Annotated in this window: 15 protein-coding genes; 7 read left to right on the forward strand and 8 right to left on the reverse strand. The window is 68.1% G+C overall.

Annotated features, from left to right (window positions below; translation table 11 throughout):
- Positions 1 to 66: 66 nt before the first annotated feature.
- From AB0E24_RS15085 to AB0E24_RS15110, 6 genes are all read left to right on the forward strand, one after another.
- Positions 67 to 696 (forward strand): Rv1733c family protein, encoded by a 630-nt coding sequence (locus tag AB0E24_RS15085; protein ID WP_359377237.1) that lies wholly within the window; start codon positions 67 to 69, stop codon positions 694 to 696.
- Between the two features lie 145 nt (positions 697 to 841).
- Positions 842 to 1,282: a VOC family protein gene (locus AB0E24_RS15090; RefSeq protein WP_069866116.1), complete on the forward strand. Its 441-nt coding sequence runs from the start codon at positions 842 to 844 to the stop codon at positions 1,280 to 1,282.
- A 62-nt stretch (positions 1,283 to 1,344) separates the two neighbouring features.
- Positions 1,345 to 2,340: an NAD(P)H-dependent flavin oxidoreductase gene (locus tag AB0E24_RS15095; RefSeq protein ID WP_359377240.1), complete on the forward strand. Its 996-nt coding sequence runs from the start codon at positions 1,345 to 1,347 to the stop codon at positions 2,338 to 2,340.
- 279 nt (positions 2,341 to 2,619) lie between these two features.
- Entirely contained in the window at positions 2,620 to 3,642 is a 1,023-nt protein-coding gene (locus AB0E24_RS15100; protein ID WP_359377243.1) for an alpha/beta fold hydrolase, read from the forward strand.
- Between the two features lie 374 nt (positions 3,643 to 4,016).
- Complete coding sequence (locus AB0E24_RS15105) at positions 4,017 to 4,934, forward strand: SRA domain-containing endonuclease (protein WP_359377246.1); 918 nt, start codon at positions 4,017 to 4,019, stop codon at positions 4,932 to 4,934.
- Between the two features lie 140 nt (positions 4,935 to 5,074).
- Positions 5,075 to 5,233, forward strand: a complete 159-nt coding sequence (locus AB0E24_RS15110) for a hypothetical protein (RefSeq protein ID WP_359377248.1) — start codon at positions 5,075 to 5,077, stop codon at positions 5,231 to 5,233.
- A 152-nt stretch (positions 5,234 to 5,385) separates the two neighbouring features.
- On the opposite strand, the gene AB0E24_RS15115 is transcribed toward AB0E24_RS15110, so the two are convergent.
- Entirely contained in the window at positions 5,386 to 5,553 is a 168-nt protein-coding gene (locus AB0E24_RS15115; RefSeq protein WP_158525901.1) for a hypothetical protein, read from the reverse strand.
- A gap of 173 nt (positions 5,554 to 5,726) precedes the next feature.
- Here AB0E24_RS15115 and AB0E24_RS15120 point away from each other — a divergent pair, with 173 nt between their 5' ends.
- On the forward strand, positions 5,727 to 6,233 hold the full coding sequence (locus AB0E24_RS15120; protein ID WP_359377251.1) for a hypothetical protein: 507 nt from the start codon (positions 5,727 to 5,729) through the stop codon (positions 6,231 to 6,233).
- 98 nt (positions 6,234 to 6,331) lie between these two features.
- On the opposite strand, the gene AB0E24_RS15125 is transcribed toward AB0E24_RS15120, so the two are convergent.
- The 7 genes from AB0E24_RS15125 to AB0E24_RS15155 all read right to left on the reverse strand — a co-directional run bounded on the left by AB0E24_RS15125 (position 6,332) and on the right by AB0E24_RS15155 (position 14,818).
- Positions 6,332 to 6,475: a hypothetical protein gene (locus tag AB0E24_RS15125; protein ID WP_158525902.1), complete on the reverse strand. Its 144-nt coding sequence runs from the start codon at positions 6,473 to 6,475 to the stop codon at positions 6,332 to 6,334.
- 104 nt (positions 6,476 to 6,579) lie between these two features.
- The gene (locus AB0E24_RS15130) at positions 6,580 to 6,972 is read right to left on the reverse strand and encodes a hypothetical protein (protein ID WP_359377254.1); all 393 of its coding nucleotides are present in this window, start codon (positions 6,970 to 6,972) and stop codon (positions 6,580 to 6,582) included.
- A gap of 36 nt (positions 6,973 to 7,008) precedes the next feature.
- Positions 7,009 to 8,049: a hypothetical protein gene (locus tag AB0E24_RS15135; protein WP_359377256.1), complete on the reverse strand. Its 1,041-nt coding sequence runs from the start codon at positions 8,047 to 8,049 to the stop codon at positions 7,009 to 7,011.
- 79 nt (positions 8,050 to 8,128) lie between these two features.
- Complete coding sequence (fxlM, locus tag AB0E24_RS15140) at positions 8,129 to 10,213, reverse strand: methyltransferase, FxLD system (RefSeq protein ID WP_359377259.1); 2,085 nt, start codon at positions 10,211 to 10,213, stop codon at positions 8,129 to 8,131.
- A 20-nt stretch (positions 10,214 to 10,233) separates the two neighbouring features.
- On the reverse strand, positions 10,234 to 11,508 hold the full coding sequence (locus AB0E24_RS15145; protein ID WP_359377262.1) for a lanthionine synthetase C family protein: 1,275 nt from the start codon (positions 11,506 to 11,508) through the stop codon (positions 10,234 to 10,236).
- On the reverse strand, positions 11,505 to 14,597 hold the full coding sequence (locus tag AB0E24_RS15150; protein WP_359377265.1) for a lantibiotic dehydratase: 3,093 nt from the start codon (positions 14,595 to 14,597) through the stop codon (positions 11,505 to 11,507). Before AB0E24_RS15150 ends, AB0E24_RS15145 begins: the two co-directional genes overlap by 4 nt.
- 92 nt (positions 14,598 to 14,689) lie before the next feature.
- Positions 14,690 to 14,818 (reverse strand): FxLD family lanthipeptide, encoded by a 129-nt coding sequence (locus AB0E24_RS15155; protein ID WP_232564462.1) that lies wholly within the window; start codon positions 14,816 to 14,818, stop codon positions 14,690 to 14,692.
- Positions 14,819 to 14,975 lie beyond the last annotated feature (157 nt).

A 14,975-nucleotide genomic window follows, 5' to 3' on the forward strand; every position in this document is an offset into this window, starting at 1 on the left:
TGTCCGGCTTCCGTCCAGGAAATCTGTCCAGCTTCCGTCCAGGAAAGGAGACCCACAGTGTCCGGCGTGATACCTCCTGCGCAGCCGCCCCCCGACCCCCGACACGACAAGCCCGTCCACCCCCTGTCGCTGTGGCGCTGGCGGCACAATCCGCTGTACCGGCACACCGACCGTCTCCAGGGCTGGATCGCCCTGGCGCTGCTGCTGCTCGTGCCGGTCCTGGGGCTCGGTGCCATGTTCATCGCCGGTGGCGCCGCCCAGCACCACTACCGCGCGGCCGCCGAGCACCGGAAGGAGACCCTGCACCGCACCACCGCCGTCCTCACCCATGACGCCCCGGGCCACCCGGAGCCCGGATCGGCGGAGGCGAGAGAGACCCGCTACCCGGCCACGGTCCGCTTCACCGATCCGGACGGGCGGACCCGCACCGCCAAGGCCGACGTCCTGCCCGGCCTGGCCGCGGGGAGCTCCGTCCACGTCTGGGTCGACAAGGACGGGGCGATCGCCGAACCGCCCATGCCCGATGCGCAGATCCGCAGCCGCACCATGGGCTGGGCGCTCATCGCCTTCGTGACCGTCACCCTCGCCGGTGCCGCCGTCTACCGCTGCACCACCGTGGTCCTGCGCCGGCGCAATCTCGCCGAGTGGGACACCGAGTGGGCCGAGACCGCACCACGCTGGACCACCTCCCCCTGAGCCCCGGCTCCGCACTCGGGACAGCGGCCGGCCGCGCCCCCGCGCATATCGCGCTCCCACCGGGTTACCCAAGGGGGACGAGCCGGGCATGAGAAGCGCGCATGCGCTCGGCCCGGCTCTCCACCGGCGAGAAGGGACCACGGCGATGACGGCTCCCCGCGATGTGCCCGCACCTGAGCAGGGGCTCGTTCTCACCCACTTTCTGACCGTGCGCGACGTCGCGAGATCGAGGCGCTTCTACGCGGACATCCTCGGCGGCGAGGTCGTACTGGAGGAGAATCCGGCCATCGTGAAGGTGGCCAACAGCTGGATCATCATGAACCCCGGAGGCGGCCCCACTCCGGACAAGCCCGGCATAACCCTCGTACCACCGGACGACGGTGACACCGTGTCCAGTTTTCTGAACGTCCGCGTCGCCGACATCGGCGCCTTCTACGCCGCCGCCGTGGCCAAAGGAGCGGAGTTCCTGACCGAGCCCATCGACCGCAAGGCCGAGCTGCGCTGCTATCTGCGTGACCCCGACGGCTACCTCATCGAGGTGGGCCAGGCCACCGGTCTGCTCCGGGGGGTGTTCGCCGACCGTTAGCCGGCTCCGGAGCCGCCGCGTCGCTCGCGGGCCGGGCCCGCCGCGTTCGTTAGCGTCGCCCCGTGCTGCATACGAGATTCACCGAAATGTTCGGTATCACCCACCCGGTGATGGCGGCCCCCATGGGCCTGCACAGCGGCGGAACGCTCGCCGCCGCCGTATCCGCCGCCGGTGGGCTCGGCTCCTTCGCGGGGACGCACCCCTGGAAGGGGCCCGACTGGATCCATGCGGAGATCGCGACCATCCGCGCCACGACGGACCGCCCGTTCGGAGTCGGCTTCATCACGCCGTTCCTCCCCTTCACCGAACCGCATTTCGACGCCGCGCTGGAGGAGCGGCCGGAGATCATCGCGCTGTCGTTCGCCGACCCCCGGCCGTGGCTCGCCCGCGCCAAGGACGCGGGGGCCCGGGTGGTGTGCCAGGTCCAGAACTACGAGGACGCGGAGGTGGCCGTCGCCGCGGGCGCCGATGTGCTCGTGGCACAGGGCAGCGAGGCCGGTGGCCACACCGGGACGATGGGCCTGCTGCCATTCCTGGCCGAAATCGTGCGGCGTCACCCCGATGTCCCGGTGCTGGCCGCGGGGGGCATCGGCGACGGCCGGACGCTCGCGGCGGTCCTCACCGCCGGTGCGGACGGCGCCTGGCTGGGCACGGCATTCCTCGCCACCCCCGAGGCGGTCGAGGTGCACGACGCCCATAAGCGGCTGATCGTCGAGAGCGACGGCGGCGACACCGTATGGACGCGGACCTACAACATCGTGTCGGGGCTGCCCTGGCCGGAAACCCTCGGCGAACGCGTCCGCCGCAATCGGTTCACCGACGAGTGGTCGGAGCGTGAGTCCACACTCCAGAACCGCAGAGCGGAATTCGCACCCCCGGAAGACGTCAACCCCGTCGAGGCCCCGCCCGACCCCGACACGAGCGAGATCATCTACGGTCAGTCGGCATGCTTCGTCGACGCCGTCCGCCCCGCCGCGGAGGTGGTCCGGACGATCAGCGAAGAGGCCGAGGCGATCCTGGACTCACGGCCTCGATCGCTACGCACAGCAGTCAGATGACCCCTGAGCCGTTGGAGCCGCCCGCACCCTGCCGGGCCCCTGGATCTTCGTCCGAACGAATGAACGGAAGCCATCGCCGAGGAGCGCTGCCGGTCCGCATCCGCGGGCAGCCTCCCCGAACGTCACCTCCAATGGCGTATCCCCGCGTGCTGTGCACACCATGGTCCGGTAGGGCCACAACAGTGGGTGCAGGCATTTCTTCCCTCTGCCCCGCATTCACCATTTCCGTTGGAAGCATTCATGACGCACGGCAGGTGAATCACTTCAGGTAGGTGAATCATGGGCACCCGAATAGGAAAGACCAACACATTCGCCGCACTCATCGCGGCACTGGTGACCGTCCTGGTGATCTCCCTCGGCGCGAGTTCCGGAGCATGGGGCGAGAGTCGCGGGTATGGCACCGTGACGAAACAATCGCCGTCGCCCTACCCGAAAGTGAAACCGCCCCCCGGCTTTCAGTCCAAGTACGCGAACGTGAACGGCTTCCGCATGCACTACCTGCGAGGCGGCAAAGGTTCACCGGTCGTGCTGATCCACGGGTTTCCTCAGTCGTGGGCCGAGTGGCGGGACCAGATGGGACCGCTCTCCAAGAACCACACCGTGATCGCCGTCGACCTCCGCGGCGCCGGCAACTCCGAGGTCACCAAGAGCGGTTACCAGAAGGCGCAGATGGCCAGGGACGTGCATGAACTGCTGAAGCGGCTGAAGCTGAACGACGGCGTTCAGGTCGTCGGGCACGACGTCGGCCTGTGGGTCAGCTACGCCTACGCGGCCCAGTGGCCGTCCGAGGTGCGCCGCATGGCCGTGATGGAAGCCCCCATCCCGGACGACAGCCTGTACCGCTTCCCGGCTCTGGAGGCCAACCCGAAGACCCCGTCGATGTGGCACTTCGGCCTGTTCCAGTTGCCGCTCGCCGAGCAACTCATCTCCGGTCACGAGCGCGTCTTTGTCCGTGGCTTCATCGGGGAGCTTCTCGTCAATAAGTCCGCGTTCACGCCGGCCGACTACGACTTCTACGCCCACTACCTGAAACAGCCGGGCCGCACGCTGGCCTGGATGCGCATGTACCGCCAGCTCCGCGAAGACGTCCAGCAGAACAAGAAGTTCCTGGCCGAAGGCAAACTGAGGATGCCCATCCTGGCGATCGGCGGCCAGGCGTCATTCGGTGGCAAAATCGCCGACCAATGGCGTGACTACGCCATGAACGTCCACGGCCGGGTCGTGAAGGGTTCGGGTCACTGGGTGACCGAGGAAAAGCCGCGGGAAGTGACGGCCATGCTCCAGTCCTTCCTCCGGAAGTAGGCTCCACCACACGCGCGCCGACCCCCGAAGGGGCGCCGGAAAGCGGCTGAAGGCTCCCTGTCCCCTGAACCAGCCTCGTGTCCACTACGTGTCCACCGGATCTTGCTCTGAACGGATGAACGGGAACCCCCGCGTCGGCGCGGCAGTCGTACGCGGCCAGCAGACGATAGGCGGTGAGGCGCCACAGGCGCCACCCTACGCGCCTGGCACTCCACCTCAGACCGTCAATAACGAAGCAATAACGCTCAACAGGGAGATCCGTTACCTTTCATCCGCATTTCTGGGCTTAAGCACAGGTCAAGCAACCCTCATCTGCCACATGACATCGAGAAGTCACCCTCTCTCATCACGGTGACTCAGGTAGTCTTTATGGCATGGGAGTTGGGGCGGCGGCCACGGACGAGCTGAAGTTGGGCGAGGTAGTGACGCGGCGTGAACTGCACGCGCGCTTCGGCGGTACCCCCCAAGGCGGCATCTCACCATCGACGCGGTCTCAGATGGTGATGGCCTTCGTCACCGAGCGACCTAACCCGGACGACTTCACTGGGTGGGGGGACGACGGAGTTTTTCACTTTGCAGGCGCTGGCATGCACGGCGACCAGGAGATGACGCGAGGAAACCTCGCGCTGCTGCGCCACAAGGAGCAGGAGCGCGCGGTGCACTTGTTCCACCAGCTCCGGAGGCACTCAGACAAACCAGGTCGGCTCTACCGCCATCTGGGGCGCTTCGAGGTCGACCCTGAGCAGCCGTACTACGTCGCGGACGCCCCAGATGCCAACGGCTTCATGCGGACCGTAATCGTCTTCCGGCTGCGGCCGGTCGGAGCCACTGTCCCCGACGGACCGCGCCTGCCGGTCACTCCGCCGACCGAAACACGCATCACCAGGGCGCTGGACTTCAGGCTGACCAGTGTGCGCCGACAGCCCCAGGAAACTGCGGGAGACATTGTCAAACGCTTGACTGCGGAGTACGCCAGCCACCTGAACGGTCTTGGGCGCGAGGTCGTCAGCGCCCAGGTACGCGTGAAGGGCGAAACCTCGGTTACTCGTGTCGATCTTCTGGACGTCACTGGGAACAGGCTGATCGAGGTGAAACACAGCGCCGCCCGGCAAGCAGTTCGGACGGCGATCGGCGCCCTCATGGATTACCGCCGCTTCTTCGACCCGACTCCCACCCTCGCGCTACTCGTGCCCGCGGCGCCGAGGGCGGACCTGCTCGACCTCTGCGCATCCCTGTGCATCGAGGTCGTATGGCCGAACCCTGAAGGAGGTTTCACGTCGACCCATGACTAACGGCTGAGGCGTATGCGCACTGCAATGCGCCGCCGCCCCAGCCGCCGTCTGGTTACCACAGGGGTCCTAGTCGCTGTGAGTAACCGTGCCCTTGTCCAGCAAAGAACAGGAGCTACTCCATTATGTGCGAAAACAACGCCGTGCCCGAAGTCAGGAACGGTCACGACGCCACCACGGCCCGAATCTACGGGCTCGCCCTGGTGGCTGGCGTGCTGCTGATCATCTTCAAGAACACCAGCCCGGTCGAAGCGTCGGGATTCGTCTCCCCGTTCCTGGTCATGTTCGAGCAGCGGCGGTAGCTAGCCGGTGGCGGTCGCTCCAGTGGTGCGACCGCCACCGTGCCCGAGGCAGATCACTCCGTCGGTTCACACCGCGGATCACAGCTTCTTCCCGCCCGCCTCAGCCATGGCCTCGTCGTAGCCGGGCACCTGCATGGTGTCGTCGGGCGTGCTCACTTCCGGGTTCCTTCCGTGTGCGGTGTGGTGTCGAGCTGTTCGGTGTCGGCAGCCAGCGGCTGCACGCTGGTGATCTTCGGCTGTGCGGTTGTCACGTGGCGTAGCTTCTTCGTGAGGGCTGGGAGCAGCCGTTTGTTGAGCAGTGCGCCGAGGTCGGTGACCAAGGCGTCGCTTGTGCGGGTGGCGAGGACGGCGTGCCAGGTGCGGCCGGCTGGAGCCGGGCGTCGTTGGCGGCTTGTGCCTCGGCCCGCTCGGTGTCGGTGCCGTCAGGGATCGGCGGCAGGTCGGGGCGAGCGGTGACCCAGGTCTGGATGGCGAGGCCGCGAGACTGGACGCGGTGGCCTTCGGGGTGCTGGTAGGCGGCGGTGCGGTCGGGAGTGTCGGTGTCCTCTTTTCTCCACGGCGGGTCGAGGTCGGGGAGCAGCGGGCTGAGGACGTCGGCCTCGGAGCGTTGCCAAGGGTCGTCGTCGCCGGTGCGGTCGAGCAGGCCGGTGTTGATGGCGGCGCGAGTAACGGCGTGGACGGCGCGGAGCTGCTGCTTGTCGGGGTCAGGGTTCCAGGCCCAGTCCTGGAGGCGTATCGCGCGGTTGATCAGGTCGGGGCGCTTGATCCAGCGGCCGAGGTAGATCTCCTTGAGGAGCTGTGGGAGCTCTTCCGGCTGGAGGTTGAGCGCCCAGTCCGCCAGGCCCGGGATGTTGCGGAGGAGGGAGAGCCCGGCGACGGTGCCGAGGGGGACGTCGATGCTGCTGCCGCCGAAGGACTGGTATCAGGCGTCGAGGACGTTCTCTGCGATCTTGCGGGCGTGCTCGTGCGGGTCGCGCGGCGGCGTAGCGCCGGGCCGTGATCTTGCCGGTGGGACGGGCCTTGGGCTTGGGCGGGGGCTTCTTCACCCAAGAGGGCGCGGGCCGCGCGACGACCGGGGCTGCCGCGCGAGGCAAGAAGTCAGTGGCCGTCCGGCCCGCCATTGGGGCGGGCCAGACGGGCAGGTAGGTGGGGGAAGGGCTTGTCCCGGTAGTCGGGGTGGCAGGCGGCCCACAGACCCGCGGGCATGGATTCGGTGATGACGCCCCATCCGGCCCAGCGCATAACGGCGAGATAGCCGAGGTCTCCGCCCGCGAATCCGGTCCGTGGCGTCGGGGTCGGGGTCGGGGCCGGGGGAGATGAACACGAAGCCGGGCAGGTCGCCGGTGTCATCCGGGAGGACCTGGAAGCCGGGCCGAACGGGCCCACTCCCCGAGCTGGGTGAGCATGGCCTTGGTGAGCGAGTGCGGCTCCGTCCCGAGATCGGGACGGGCAAGCGCCGCACGCTCCAGTTCCTCGGCGTCGATCGCGTCCAGGAAGATCGCAGCGGCTGGGCCCGGGGCAGGCACGTCAGCGATCGCGACGCGGGCCAAGCCGTCGAAGGCGAGACTGTCGAGGTGCTCGGAGTCGAGGATGAGGTGCGGTGGCTCGCCCGTGTGGTGGCTGAGCGTGTAGCTGGTCAGGGCTCCCGGGTCGATCCGCTGTCCGTCGATCTCGATCTTGGCCTTCGGCCCCCTCGCGGTGATGCGTACCCGGTGCGTGGTCTCGTTGCTGTCGTCCATGCAGGCGACGCTAAGTGCGCTGTCGGACAAGCCTGATCAGGTGCTGCCCGTTGCGGGCCGCTTGTGGGCGAGAAGGTGTTCCGTCGTCGTGGCCCCGGATTCTGCTGCCTGTAAGAGCTCTCTTTCCAGGGGCGTGGGCATGTGTCCCTGGTCGAGTCCTGCCGAGTAGACGGCCGCGTACAGGATTCTCTCCGCGGGGGGCTTGAGGCGTTCTCGGCAGGATGGGTGAGCGAGCACCTCTCGGGCGACATACCCGTTGCGGCAACTTGCTGCTTCCGGCAGGAGGCGGGTCGTGACGGCGGTGGCGAGTGCGGGGTCAGTCTCGGTGAGGTCGAGAGCGGTCAGTCCGAGGCGAGTGCGGAACAGGTCCAGTTCCGCAGTCGTGTCCAAGTTGAGGTAGTTCCTCACCATCGCCGCCATGATGGTCTCGTCGTTGATTCCAGACAGGTGTCGGCAAAGGGCGGCAAGGCATGAGGCGACGGAGTGTTCCCAAGGTTCAGTCGGGACGCTCTCTCCCAAGAAGGCGTAGGCGCCATCGGGGTCTCCGGCAAGGCATCGTCCAAGGACTTCGACTTGGCGGCCGTCCAGGAGCCGGTGTCCAACTCCGCGGTGTCGGCGTGCCTGGGATCGGGCTCGGTTCCAGGCTCCCGCCGCCACCAGGGCCCGGGTTCCGTCTCCGAGCAGGATGGTCCACAGCCACTGGTGAAGCTGTTGGTGCTCCTCGTCCGTTGTGATCAGGTCCTTGAAGCAGATGGTGTGGCCGTCCACTTCCGCACGGCCGCGGGTTCGGGCCGCCTGAACGAGGGCATCGAGCAGGCGGTAGGCGCCGTTGGCGTCTCCGTCCCGGATGAGGAGTCGGGCGATGTTGACTACCGGTTCCAGGGCGTACCGGGCCTCCTGTGCGCTCAGGGGCTGTGCGCACAGGTAGACCTCGGCGTGGCGCCAGCACAGGGTGCGTGCCAGGTCGGGCATACCGCAGTCGCTGGCGATCAGGGCCGCCTTGTTCTGCGCTGCCGCTGCCAGGCTCAGCTTCCCCTCATGCTCGGCGGAGCGGGCCAGATCGCTTATCTCCCTCACCCGCTCGGCGAGTGGAGGGCACGCTGGGCGAGGGCGCGCTATCAGTGGGAAGCGTCGCGCTATCTGGCTGGCGTCCACATCACTGCCACTCGATGACGATCCGGTTCAGCGGGTTGTCGAAGGTGAATCGGCCCGGCTTCTGCTCCGGGGAGGGGGCGTCGAGCGGTCGGATTTCGAAGGCGACGTTGCGGGTCCGGAAGTCGGAGTCCCAGGTGCGTACTGCCTCGGTGACGCGTTCGGTGAGATGGTCGGCGTCGGGGCCGTGGCCGATGACTCCGAACTCGTACAGCGTGGCGCCATCCTCGGCGGTGTGGTCGGCCTTGCGCCGGGTGAGGTAGGTCAGCGTGCCCTTGTCGAATGTGGCGGTCGAGCTGGCGTAGGGGTTGGTGAGCAGACCGCTGTCGATGGCTTCACGCTTGGCGGGCATACGGCTCAGGCCGTTGGGGAGTGCGCAGGTAAGCCACAGCTCCAGCCACTCCGGGGACTCGGGCCCTCGGAAGGTCACGCCGGTCCATGCCTCGGCTCGCGGCTGGTTCAGGACGTCGGCGAGGGCATCGGTGTCCACGGTCTGGTCGCCGTTGGTCACCAGGGTCACGCTGCCGTCCTCGGTCAGCGGGACGAAGATCCGTGGGTCGTCGGCGATGCCCCTGCGCAGCGGCATGAAAGTGTTCATCTCGGAGCCGACGCTGCGCCAGCGCCTTTCGGCGTCGCGTTCGAAGGCGATCGAGCGGGAGACGCTGCCGCGCAGCCGCAGGGGGGAGAGCAGTCGGCCACCGGGGGCGAGCTGGTCGAGCCAGGCAAGGGGCACCGCGTGGGCGCCGACGGTCGCCACGATCCGGTCGTAGGGGGCGTTGGCGGCGTACCCCTGCGCGCCGTCGCCGAGGATGACGGTGACGTTGCCCAGGCCGGCGGCCTTCAGGCCGATGCGGGCACCTTCCACGATGTCGTGGTCCACGTCGATGGTGGTGACATGCCCCTGCTCGCCCACAAGGTGTCCGAGCAATCCGGCGTTGAAGCCGGTTCCGGCGCCCAGCTCCAGTACCTTCATGCCGGGCTCGACGTGGAGCTGTTCCAGCATCAGGGCAACGATGCCGGGCTGGGAAGCACAGCTGATCGACCGACCTGCACTGTCGTACTTGGTGTCCACCGTGGTGTTGGAGTACGCCTTCTCCAGGGGCGCTTGGGGGACGAAGAGGTGGCGGGGCACGGCCCGCATCGCTTGCTCCACCCGCGCGGTGCGGATGCTGCCGTCCTGGACCAGTTGGTCTACGAGGTGGGCACGCAGGTCATCGGGGCTGGTCTCAATGGTGTCACTGTTCACCCCGGTGACAGTAGTGGCCGCCTCACCCGTGCTGGGCGTGGACGCGGCGGTGTCGTTCGTTCCCATAACTACCTCTTTCGCCAGTGTTGACAAGGCGCTTTGGTCCTCACGCGGGAGGCCCAAGCGGTTCCAGTGGAAGATCAGATGATGGGCGAGCACGGCGCGCAGGCCCCGCTCCAGTCGTCCTCGGCGGTTGAGGTGCGCGAGCTGCTGGCCTGCCCACTCGAAGGTGGTGACCCAGTCGGTGAGGTACGCCAGTCGGCCGTCGGCAACCGGGCTGCTGTGCGGTCCCACATCCACCGTCATGAGCCGACGTACGGCGGCGCGGTGCCGTCGTAACAGTGCGCGGTCGGGGTGCTGCCGTTCGGCCTCCACCCGGGCCCAAACATCGCCCTGCTCGTACCAGTCGAGTCCGGCAGCTCGCAGACACGCGCTGAACAGCACGATCGCCAACTCCCGGCGTCCAAGAACCGGGGAGCCTGGATTCTGCTGCTGACAGGCGAGTTGGTCCAGGACGTGGCGGCTGTCACGGTGGAAGAATTCGTGGGCGAGTTCCATCCCGTCCGGGCCGCCGAAGGCTGCCGTCTCCGATTCGTAGATGCCCGGCACCCACTCGCGCACCGCTCCATCTGCGACCAGGGTGTCGAGAGCCTGGTCCAGGCACGTTGGGTCTGCCGGGTCCGGGCGGTAGCGCAGGCGCCAGGTCGGGGCCTTGCGGATGAAAGACCATTGCCGCGTGCCACCACTGTCCAGGATAGGTCGAAGGTGAGCGACGGCCACGCGTTCGGCATCGGGCCAGTCGGTGAACTCGATGACGCGCTGAGGCCACTCGTCGTCGGGCACGGGGTTCCCTCCCTCTGCGACTAGTTGATCAGGAGACAGGCGTTCCACACGGTGGCGGCGGATGTGCCTTCCTGCGTGCTGTGCAGAGCCATGGCGATACCTGCGGCGCCTTCGAGAAGCCCGATGGCGGCCGCACCTTGCGGGGGCGCCAGCAAGGAGTCAGCCAGGACTTGGGGACCGGCAGGGACGAGCCGTTGCAGGAGATGTGGAAGGGCCTGCGCCAAGCCGGGGTTGATCGCGTCTGCTGCGGCGAGCTGGGTGAGGTGGACGAGCCCGGCGAAGCCGTGGCACAGCGAAGCGTCCGTGGTCTGGTCGAGCTGTCCCGGGTCGGTCACTGCGCGTAGGAGCGTGTCCTCAGCCATGTGCTGGCGCGCGGTGTCACCCAAAGCGAGGGCGGCGAGCTGCTGGGCGCGGGCGATGCCAGCGGCGCCGTAGCACCACGACGGTCGGGACGGACCGATGCCCGGGTCGCCTGTGCCCAGTTGTTCGCGGGTGATCCAGTACGGCCACCAGGGACCGGCCAGGCCCTGCTGCTGCCACCGATCGAGCCAGGAGCAGATCCGTTCGATCGCCTTGCTCTGCCCCGGAGCGGTGATGCCGTGGAACGTTGCCAGGGACAGGGCGGCCAGTGGCCCGGCGATGCCGTGCGCCATGCCGTTGTTGCCATGTCCGCGGGGGAAGTCCGTGCTCGGGGCGCCCGAGGGTGCCAGTGCGCTCCACCAGCCGGGCAGCAACTCCTCGCCGTCTTCGATGGGCTCGGTGAGTCGTACCAGGTAGGCGATCACCTGCCGCGCTAGGTCGGTGTGGACCTCTCGGCACATCAGCAAGGCGGCCATGCCGGACAGGCCCCGGATCGCGTCGAACTCGGCCAGAGCCGGCGGCTCCCCGCGGTCGATGCGTGCGTGAGCGGCCGCCAACCGTGCCTGGACAGTGGCGGCCAGGTGCTTGTCGAGCGTTTCCAGGGCGCGGGCGTAACGGTCGGGCCAGCCAGTGGCGGCAGCGTGGAGGGCGAAGGCGAGAGCTGGGACTCCGTAGAACAGGTGACTGTCCGGGCCTCCGACGGCGCCCCCAGCAGCGGCGCAAGCCAGCCAGTCGTGAGCGCGCTGCCAGGAGGCAAGGCCAATGCGGGCCCGCTCGATGTGCAGCAGTGCCACGCCGACGGCGCCGTTGGCCAGGGACTGAGGCCACCAGCCATGCGTCAGGTTCCATGTGCGGGCCTGCTCCGGCGAGGCGAGGCGGTCGGCAATCAGATCAACCGCCGTCTGTACGTCGTGGTCATTCTGGGGGGTGATCATGCGCGTCGTGCCTTCCAGGCAAGGGCGGCGGCGCGGGCCAGCCGGATACAACTACGCTCATCCGCCTTGTCGATCCCCGCAGCCCGGATGTGGTGGGCATGCAGCAGCGAGTCGAGAACCGCGTCGGGGTCGGTACCGTCATCACAGGCGCGCAGCCGGTCTCCATAGGCGGTCAGCACGCGGGCCCGTGCCGCCCAAGTTGCATGGATGGCGGTGCCGCCGGGGGCTGCACGCAGGCCCGCCCAATCACCTGTCGGGTCGGCCAGGCTGAGTGCTTCGGCGCGTACCGCTCGGTCCAGCGGGCCAGGGTCGGTGAGGTGCCCGTGGCGGATCAGCCAGTCCATTCCCACAACGGTGCTGCCAGTGAAGGCCGTTGCGGTAGCGACGAGGTTCGCGGCGGCCAGGGCCTGCGGGTGTGGCCGAGCGGGCTGGGCGAAGGCGGTGACCAGGACGGCGGAGTCTGCGGCGAACACCGTCTCGGCCGCCTCCAGCCCGCCTGCGGTTCCCCACCGGCCGGTCTCCGGGTAGGAGGTGGCGAACTGCACGTCTCCGACGAGCCCTTGTCGGCGAAGCTCCGTAGCCCACTCGGCAACGCGGGCGGCGCCGGTGCCGAAGTCTCCGACATCCGCCAGCGCGAGGCGCAGGCGCAGATGCCAGCGCGGGTCGCGGTAGCGCGTATACCACCACATTGGCGGCTGCTCCCACCGGGCGAACAGGCCGGGCAGGTGATGGCCGAGGATCTCCGGGTGACGTTTGGTGTGGCTGTAGATCTTGGCCATCAGCCACCGGGAGGCGCCGGGGACGTGGCCGTGTTCGCGCGTCACCAACCGTGCCGTAGAGACCGGCGGCGTCGCACGCGACAGTGCAGGATGGTCAGCTTGCAGCGGCACGGTGATCTCGTGGGCGTGGCCGTCCAACCAACCGTCCGCACCGGGTTGTGTCTCGGTCAGCACCGCCGACTCCGACGTGGCCAGGTGCGAGCGCACAAGCTCCAGGTGCGCCGCCTCGGTGAGGTTCAGCGGCAATGCCCTGTCGCCTTCAGTCAATGCCACCCAGTCCGGTACACGGCTGCGTTGCCGCCACTGCTCCAGAGCCTCGCGCCACTGCGGCCACGCGGCACGGCGGTCGGGAACGTCGGAGCGGTGCAAGCGCCACCTGGCGGGAGACAGAATCGTGCGGCCGTACCGCACACGGGGCAAGAACGGCAGGGCGTTGGCCGCACCCCAGGTGAAGGGCGTCACCACGGTGGACGTTGCCTTGGCGATCTCCAACAGGAATCGAGCCAGCGGCGGGGTGTGGGCGCGCAGGTCAAGAGCGTGAGGCGCCATCGGCTCCAGGCGCTGCTGCCGGGAGAGAGAAGCCAAGAACAGACGCTGCGGGTCGCAGCCCACAGCCAGATCGTCCAGGGCAATGAGCCCTGCGCTGCCCTCGACGCGATGCTCGGCAAGGCTGATCACGTCGGGCAGCACGTCCGGGGCCCGGGTGACGTGGGTGTCGCACCGATTGAGAGGCGTGAAGGAAAGCTGGACCGGGCGTGCACCCGAGTCGCTCGTCGGCAGGTGGATGAACGCCTTTCTGGCTTGTGCCTGTTCTTCCGGGTCCAGTAAGCCGATGAATCGGCCGGTCGTCGTGCCGATGCCGCGCGAGGGGCTGACGACGGCGAGGGTGAACTCACCCCGGGCGACCGCCGCAATGTCGGGAGCTTGGAGGCGGAACCGGAGCTCCAGGTGGGGCGGCAGTCGTACCCGGTCCGGCTCACCTGGAGTCAACGCTCTGACGAGTTCCTCATCCAGGTGGACCTCGTCGCGCCCTTCAAGGGCAGCCTGCTGCACCAGAGCGAAAAGGTGCCGGTCCCTGCCGCTCACCGCGGTGCCGGCTTCCGGCTCTGCGTCCAGGTATCCGTCGGGGAACCCCAGCCCTAGGTCCGCGTCGACCAGATCGCGCACCGGGACAAGAGAACCGATGCCGTACCTCTCGAAAAACCGGTTGTGGTAAGACTTCCAGGCTGGCGAACCATACGGGAACGGGCTGAGACGGGCCAACAATGAGACGGCCTCCTCCGCTGCGCGGGCAACCTGGTGAGGCAGAACGAGCGTGCAGTCCAGCCGCGCGTCCACCGCAACCGGCTGCTCCACCACCGTGCTGACCGCGAGCATGTCCGTACGAAGCGCGGCGCGCAGCCTCCGCCCCTCCACCGGTCCGGTGGGCGCATTGTGTGCGGCCAGCTTGCTCTGGACCTTTTGCAGCCGGGCTGTCAGCTGCGCAACATCCGGGACGTCCTCGACCCCGGCCCCCGCCATCTGTTGCATCAGGTGATCGAAGGCATCGAAGGTGCCTGCTGGGGCGTGCAGAGCACTGAGCAGAACCCCTTGGCTGACCAGGCTGGTGACGAGGCTCTCGACCTTGGACAGCGCCACCTGGTGAAACTCCGCGCTCACCTTCTCCACCAGTTCGCGGCCCCGGAGCGGAGCGCGGGCGGCTTCCACCACCAGCCGTACAGCCGCGGTGTATCGGAGCGAGACCTCGGCAGCGGGTTCCTCCGCGCGGCCGGAGCGTGGGGGGTAGGGCACGACGAGGCGCCCTCCCCGCAAGAACGCGCAGTTGTTCGCCACCAGGGATAAGCGATGGAGAACCGCCGGACAGGCTTCAAGCCGCTTGATGACATCAGCAAGCCAGGTGCCGTCGGCCCGCACGAAGGCGCGGTGCTGATCTCCCCAGACCACAAGGGGTTCGTCGGCGAAGGCCACAGGGACAACACCGGCGAACAGCCCGAACGGAGTCGCCCTTCCGTGCATGCGCAGCGCGTATCGCACGAGGGCGGAAGCAGCGCGCCGTACCCGCCGAGCGTCCTCGACTTCGCCTACGCACACGGCATGAACTTGCCGGGCCAGGGCCGGGCTGGCCTGCTCGACGGCCGCCGCCAGCTCTTCTCTGTCCCAGGCGGCTTGGAGCCACCCACGCCAACGGGCAACCCGATGAGGGGAGCTGTCCGCGAGGTCCGGCCACGAGGCCAGGGGAAGGCGGTGACCGGACGCGCGCACCATCGCCGTACCGGCGCACCGGTAGGGCAAGCAGCTCTTCGTGGCCATGTGCTTCCTCTCGTGAGTTCTTCCGTTCCGGCGCTGGCTTGTGAGGAGTCACCTCCTCACAAGCCAGCGCCGTAACTACGGCGCGGCTGCCATCAGGCCACGCTGGAGGCGCATGGGCTGGAGCAGGTGCTGCCGCAGCCGTCGTCAGTGAGGTTGATCAGCTTGGCGGAGCGATCACCGGACTCCAGGACAGTGATATCGAGTTCGAACTCGTCTTCCACGAGACCTCCAGAGGTCGAGTCGGATACGTCGCCCCGGTCGAGGCGGCGTCTCGTGCGCCCAGGGCACATAGGGTTTGGGTGTGCTCTGGGGAACTGGATGAACGGTCAAAGGATCCAGGCGGTGCTCAGACCAGGGAACCGCGCGGAGCGTAGCGAC

The organism is Streptomyces malaysiensis subsp. malaysiensis (genome assembly GCF_040653035.1).
GTDB classification, from domain to species: domain Bacteria; phylum Actinomycetota; class Actinomycetes; order Streptomycetales; family Streptomycetaceae; genus Streptomyces; species Streptomyces malaysiensis.

What these genes read in the sequence shown, in the direction of transcription:
- AB0E24_RS15100 (WP_359377243.1), top strand. Translation starts at nt 2,620, where the DNA reads ATGGGCACCCGAATAGGAAAGACCAACACATTCGCCGCACTCATCGCG.
- AB0E24_RS15130 (WP_359377254.1), bottom strand. Translation starts at nt 6,972, where the DNA reads ATGGACGACAGCAACGAGACCACGCACCGGGTACGCATCACCGCGAGG.
- AB0E24_RS15105 (WP_359377246.1), top strand. Translation starts at nt 4,017, where the DNA reads ATGGGAGTTGGGGCGGCGGCCACGGACGAGCTGAAGTTGGGCGAGGTA.
- AB0E24_RS15090 (WP_069866116.1), top strand. Translation starts at nt 842, where the DNA reads ATGACGGCTCCCCGCGATGTGCCCGCACCTGAGCAGGGGCTCGTTCTC.
- AB0E24_RS15125 (WP_158525902.1), bottom strand. Translation starts at nt 6,475, where the DNA reads ATGCGCTGGGCCGGATGGGGCGTCATCACCGAATCCATGCCCGCGGGT.
- AB0E24_RS15145 (WP_359377262.1), bottom strand. Translation starts at nt 11,508, where the DNA reads ATGATCACCCCCCAGAATGACCACGACGTACAGACGGCGGTTGATCTG.
- AB0E24_RS15150 (WP_359377265.1), bottom strand. Translation starts at nt 14,597, where the DNA reads ATGGCCACGAAGAGCTGCTTGCCCTACCGGTGCGCCGGTACGGCGATG.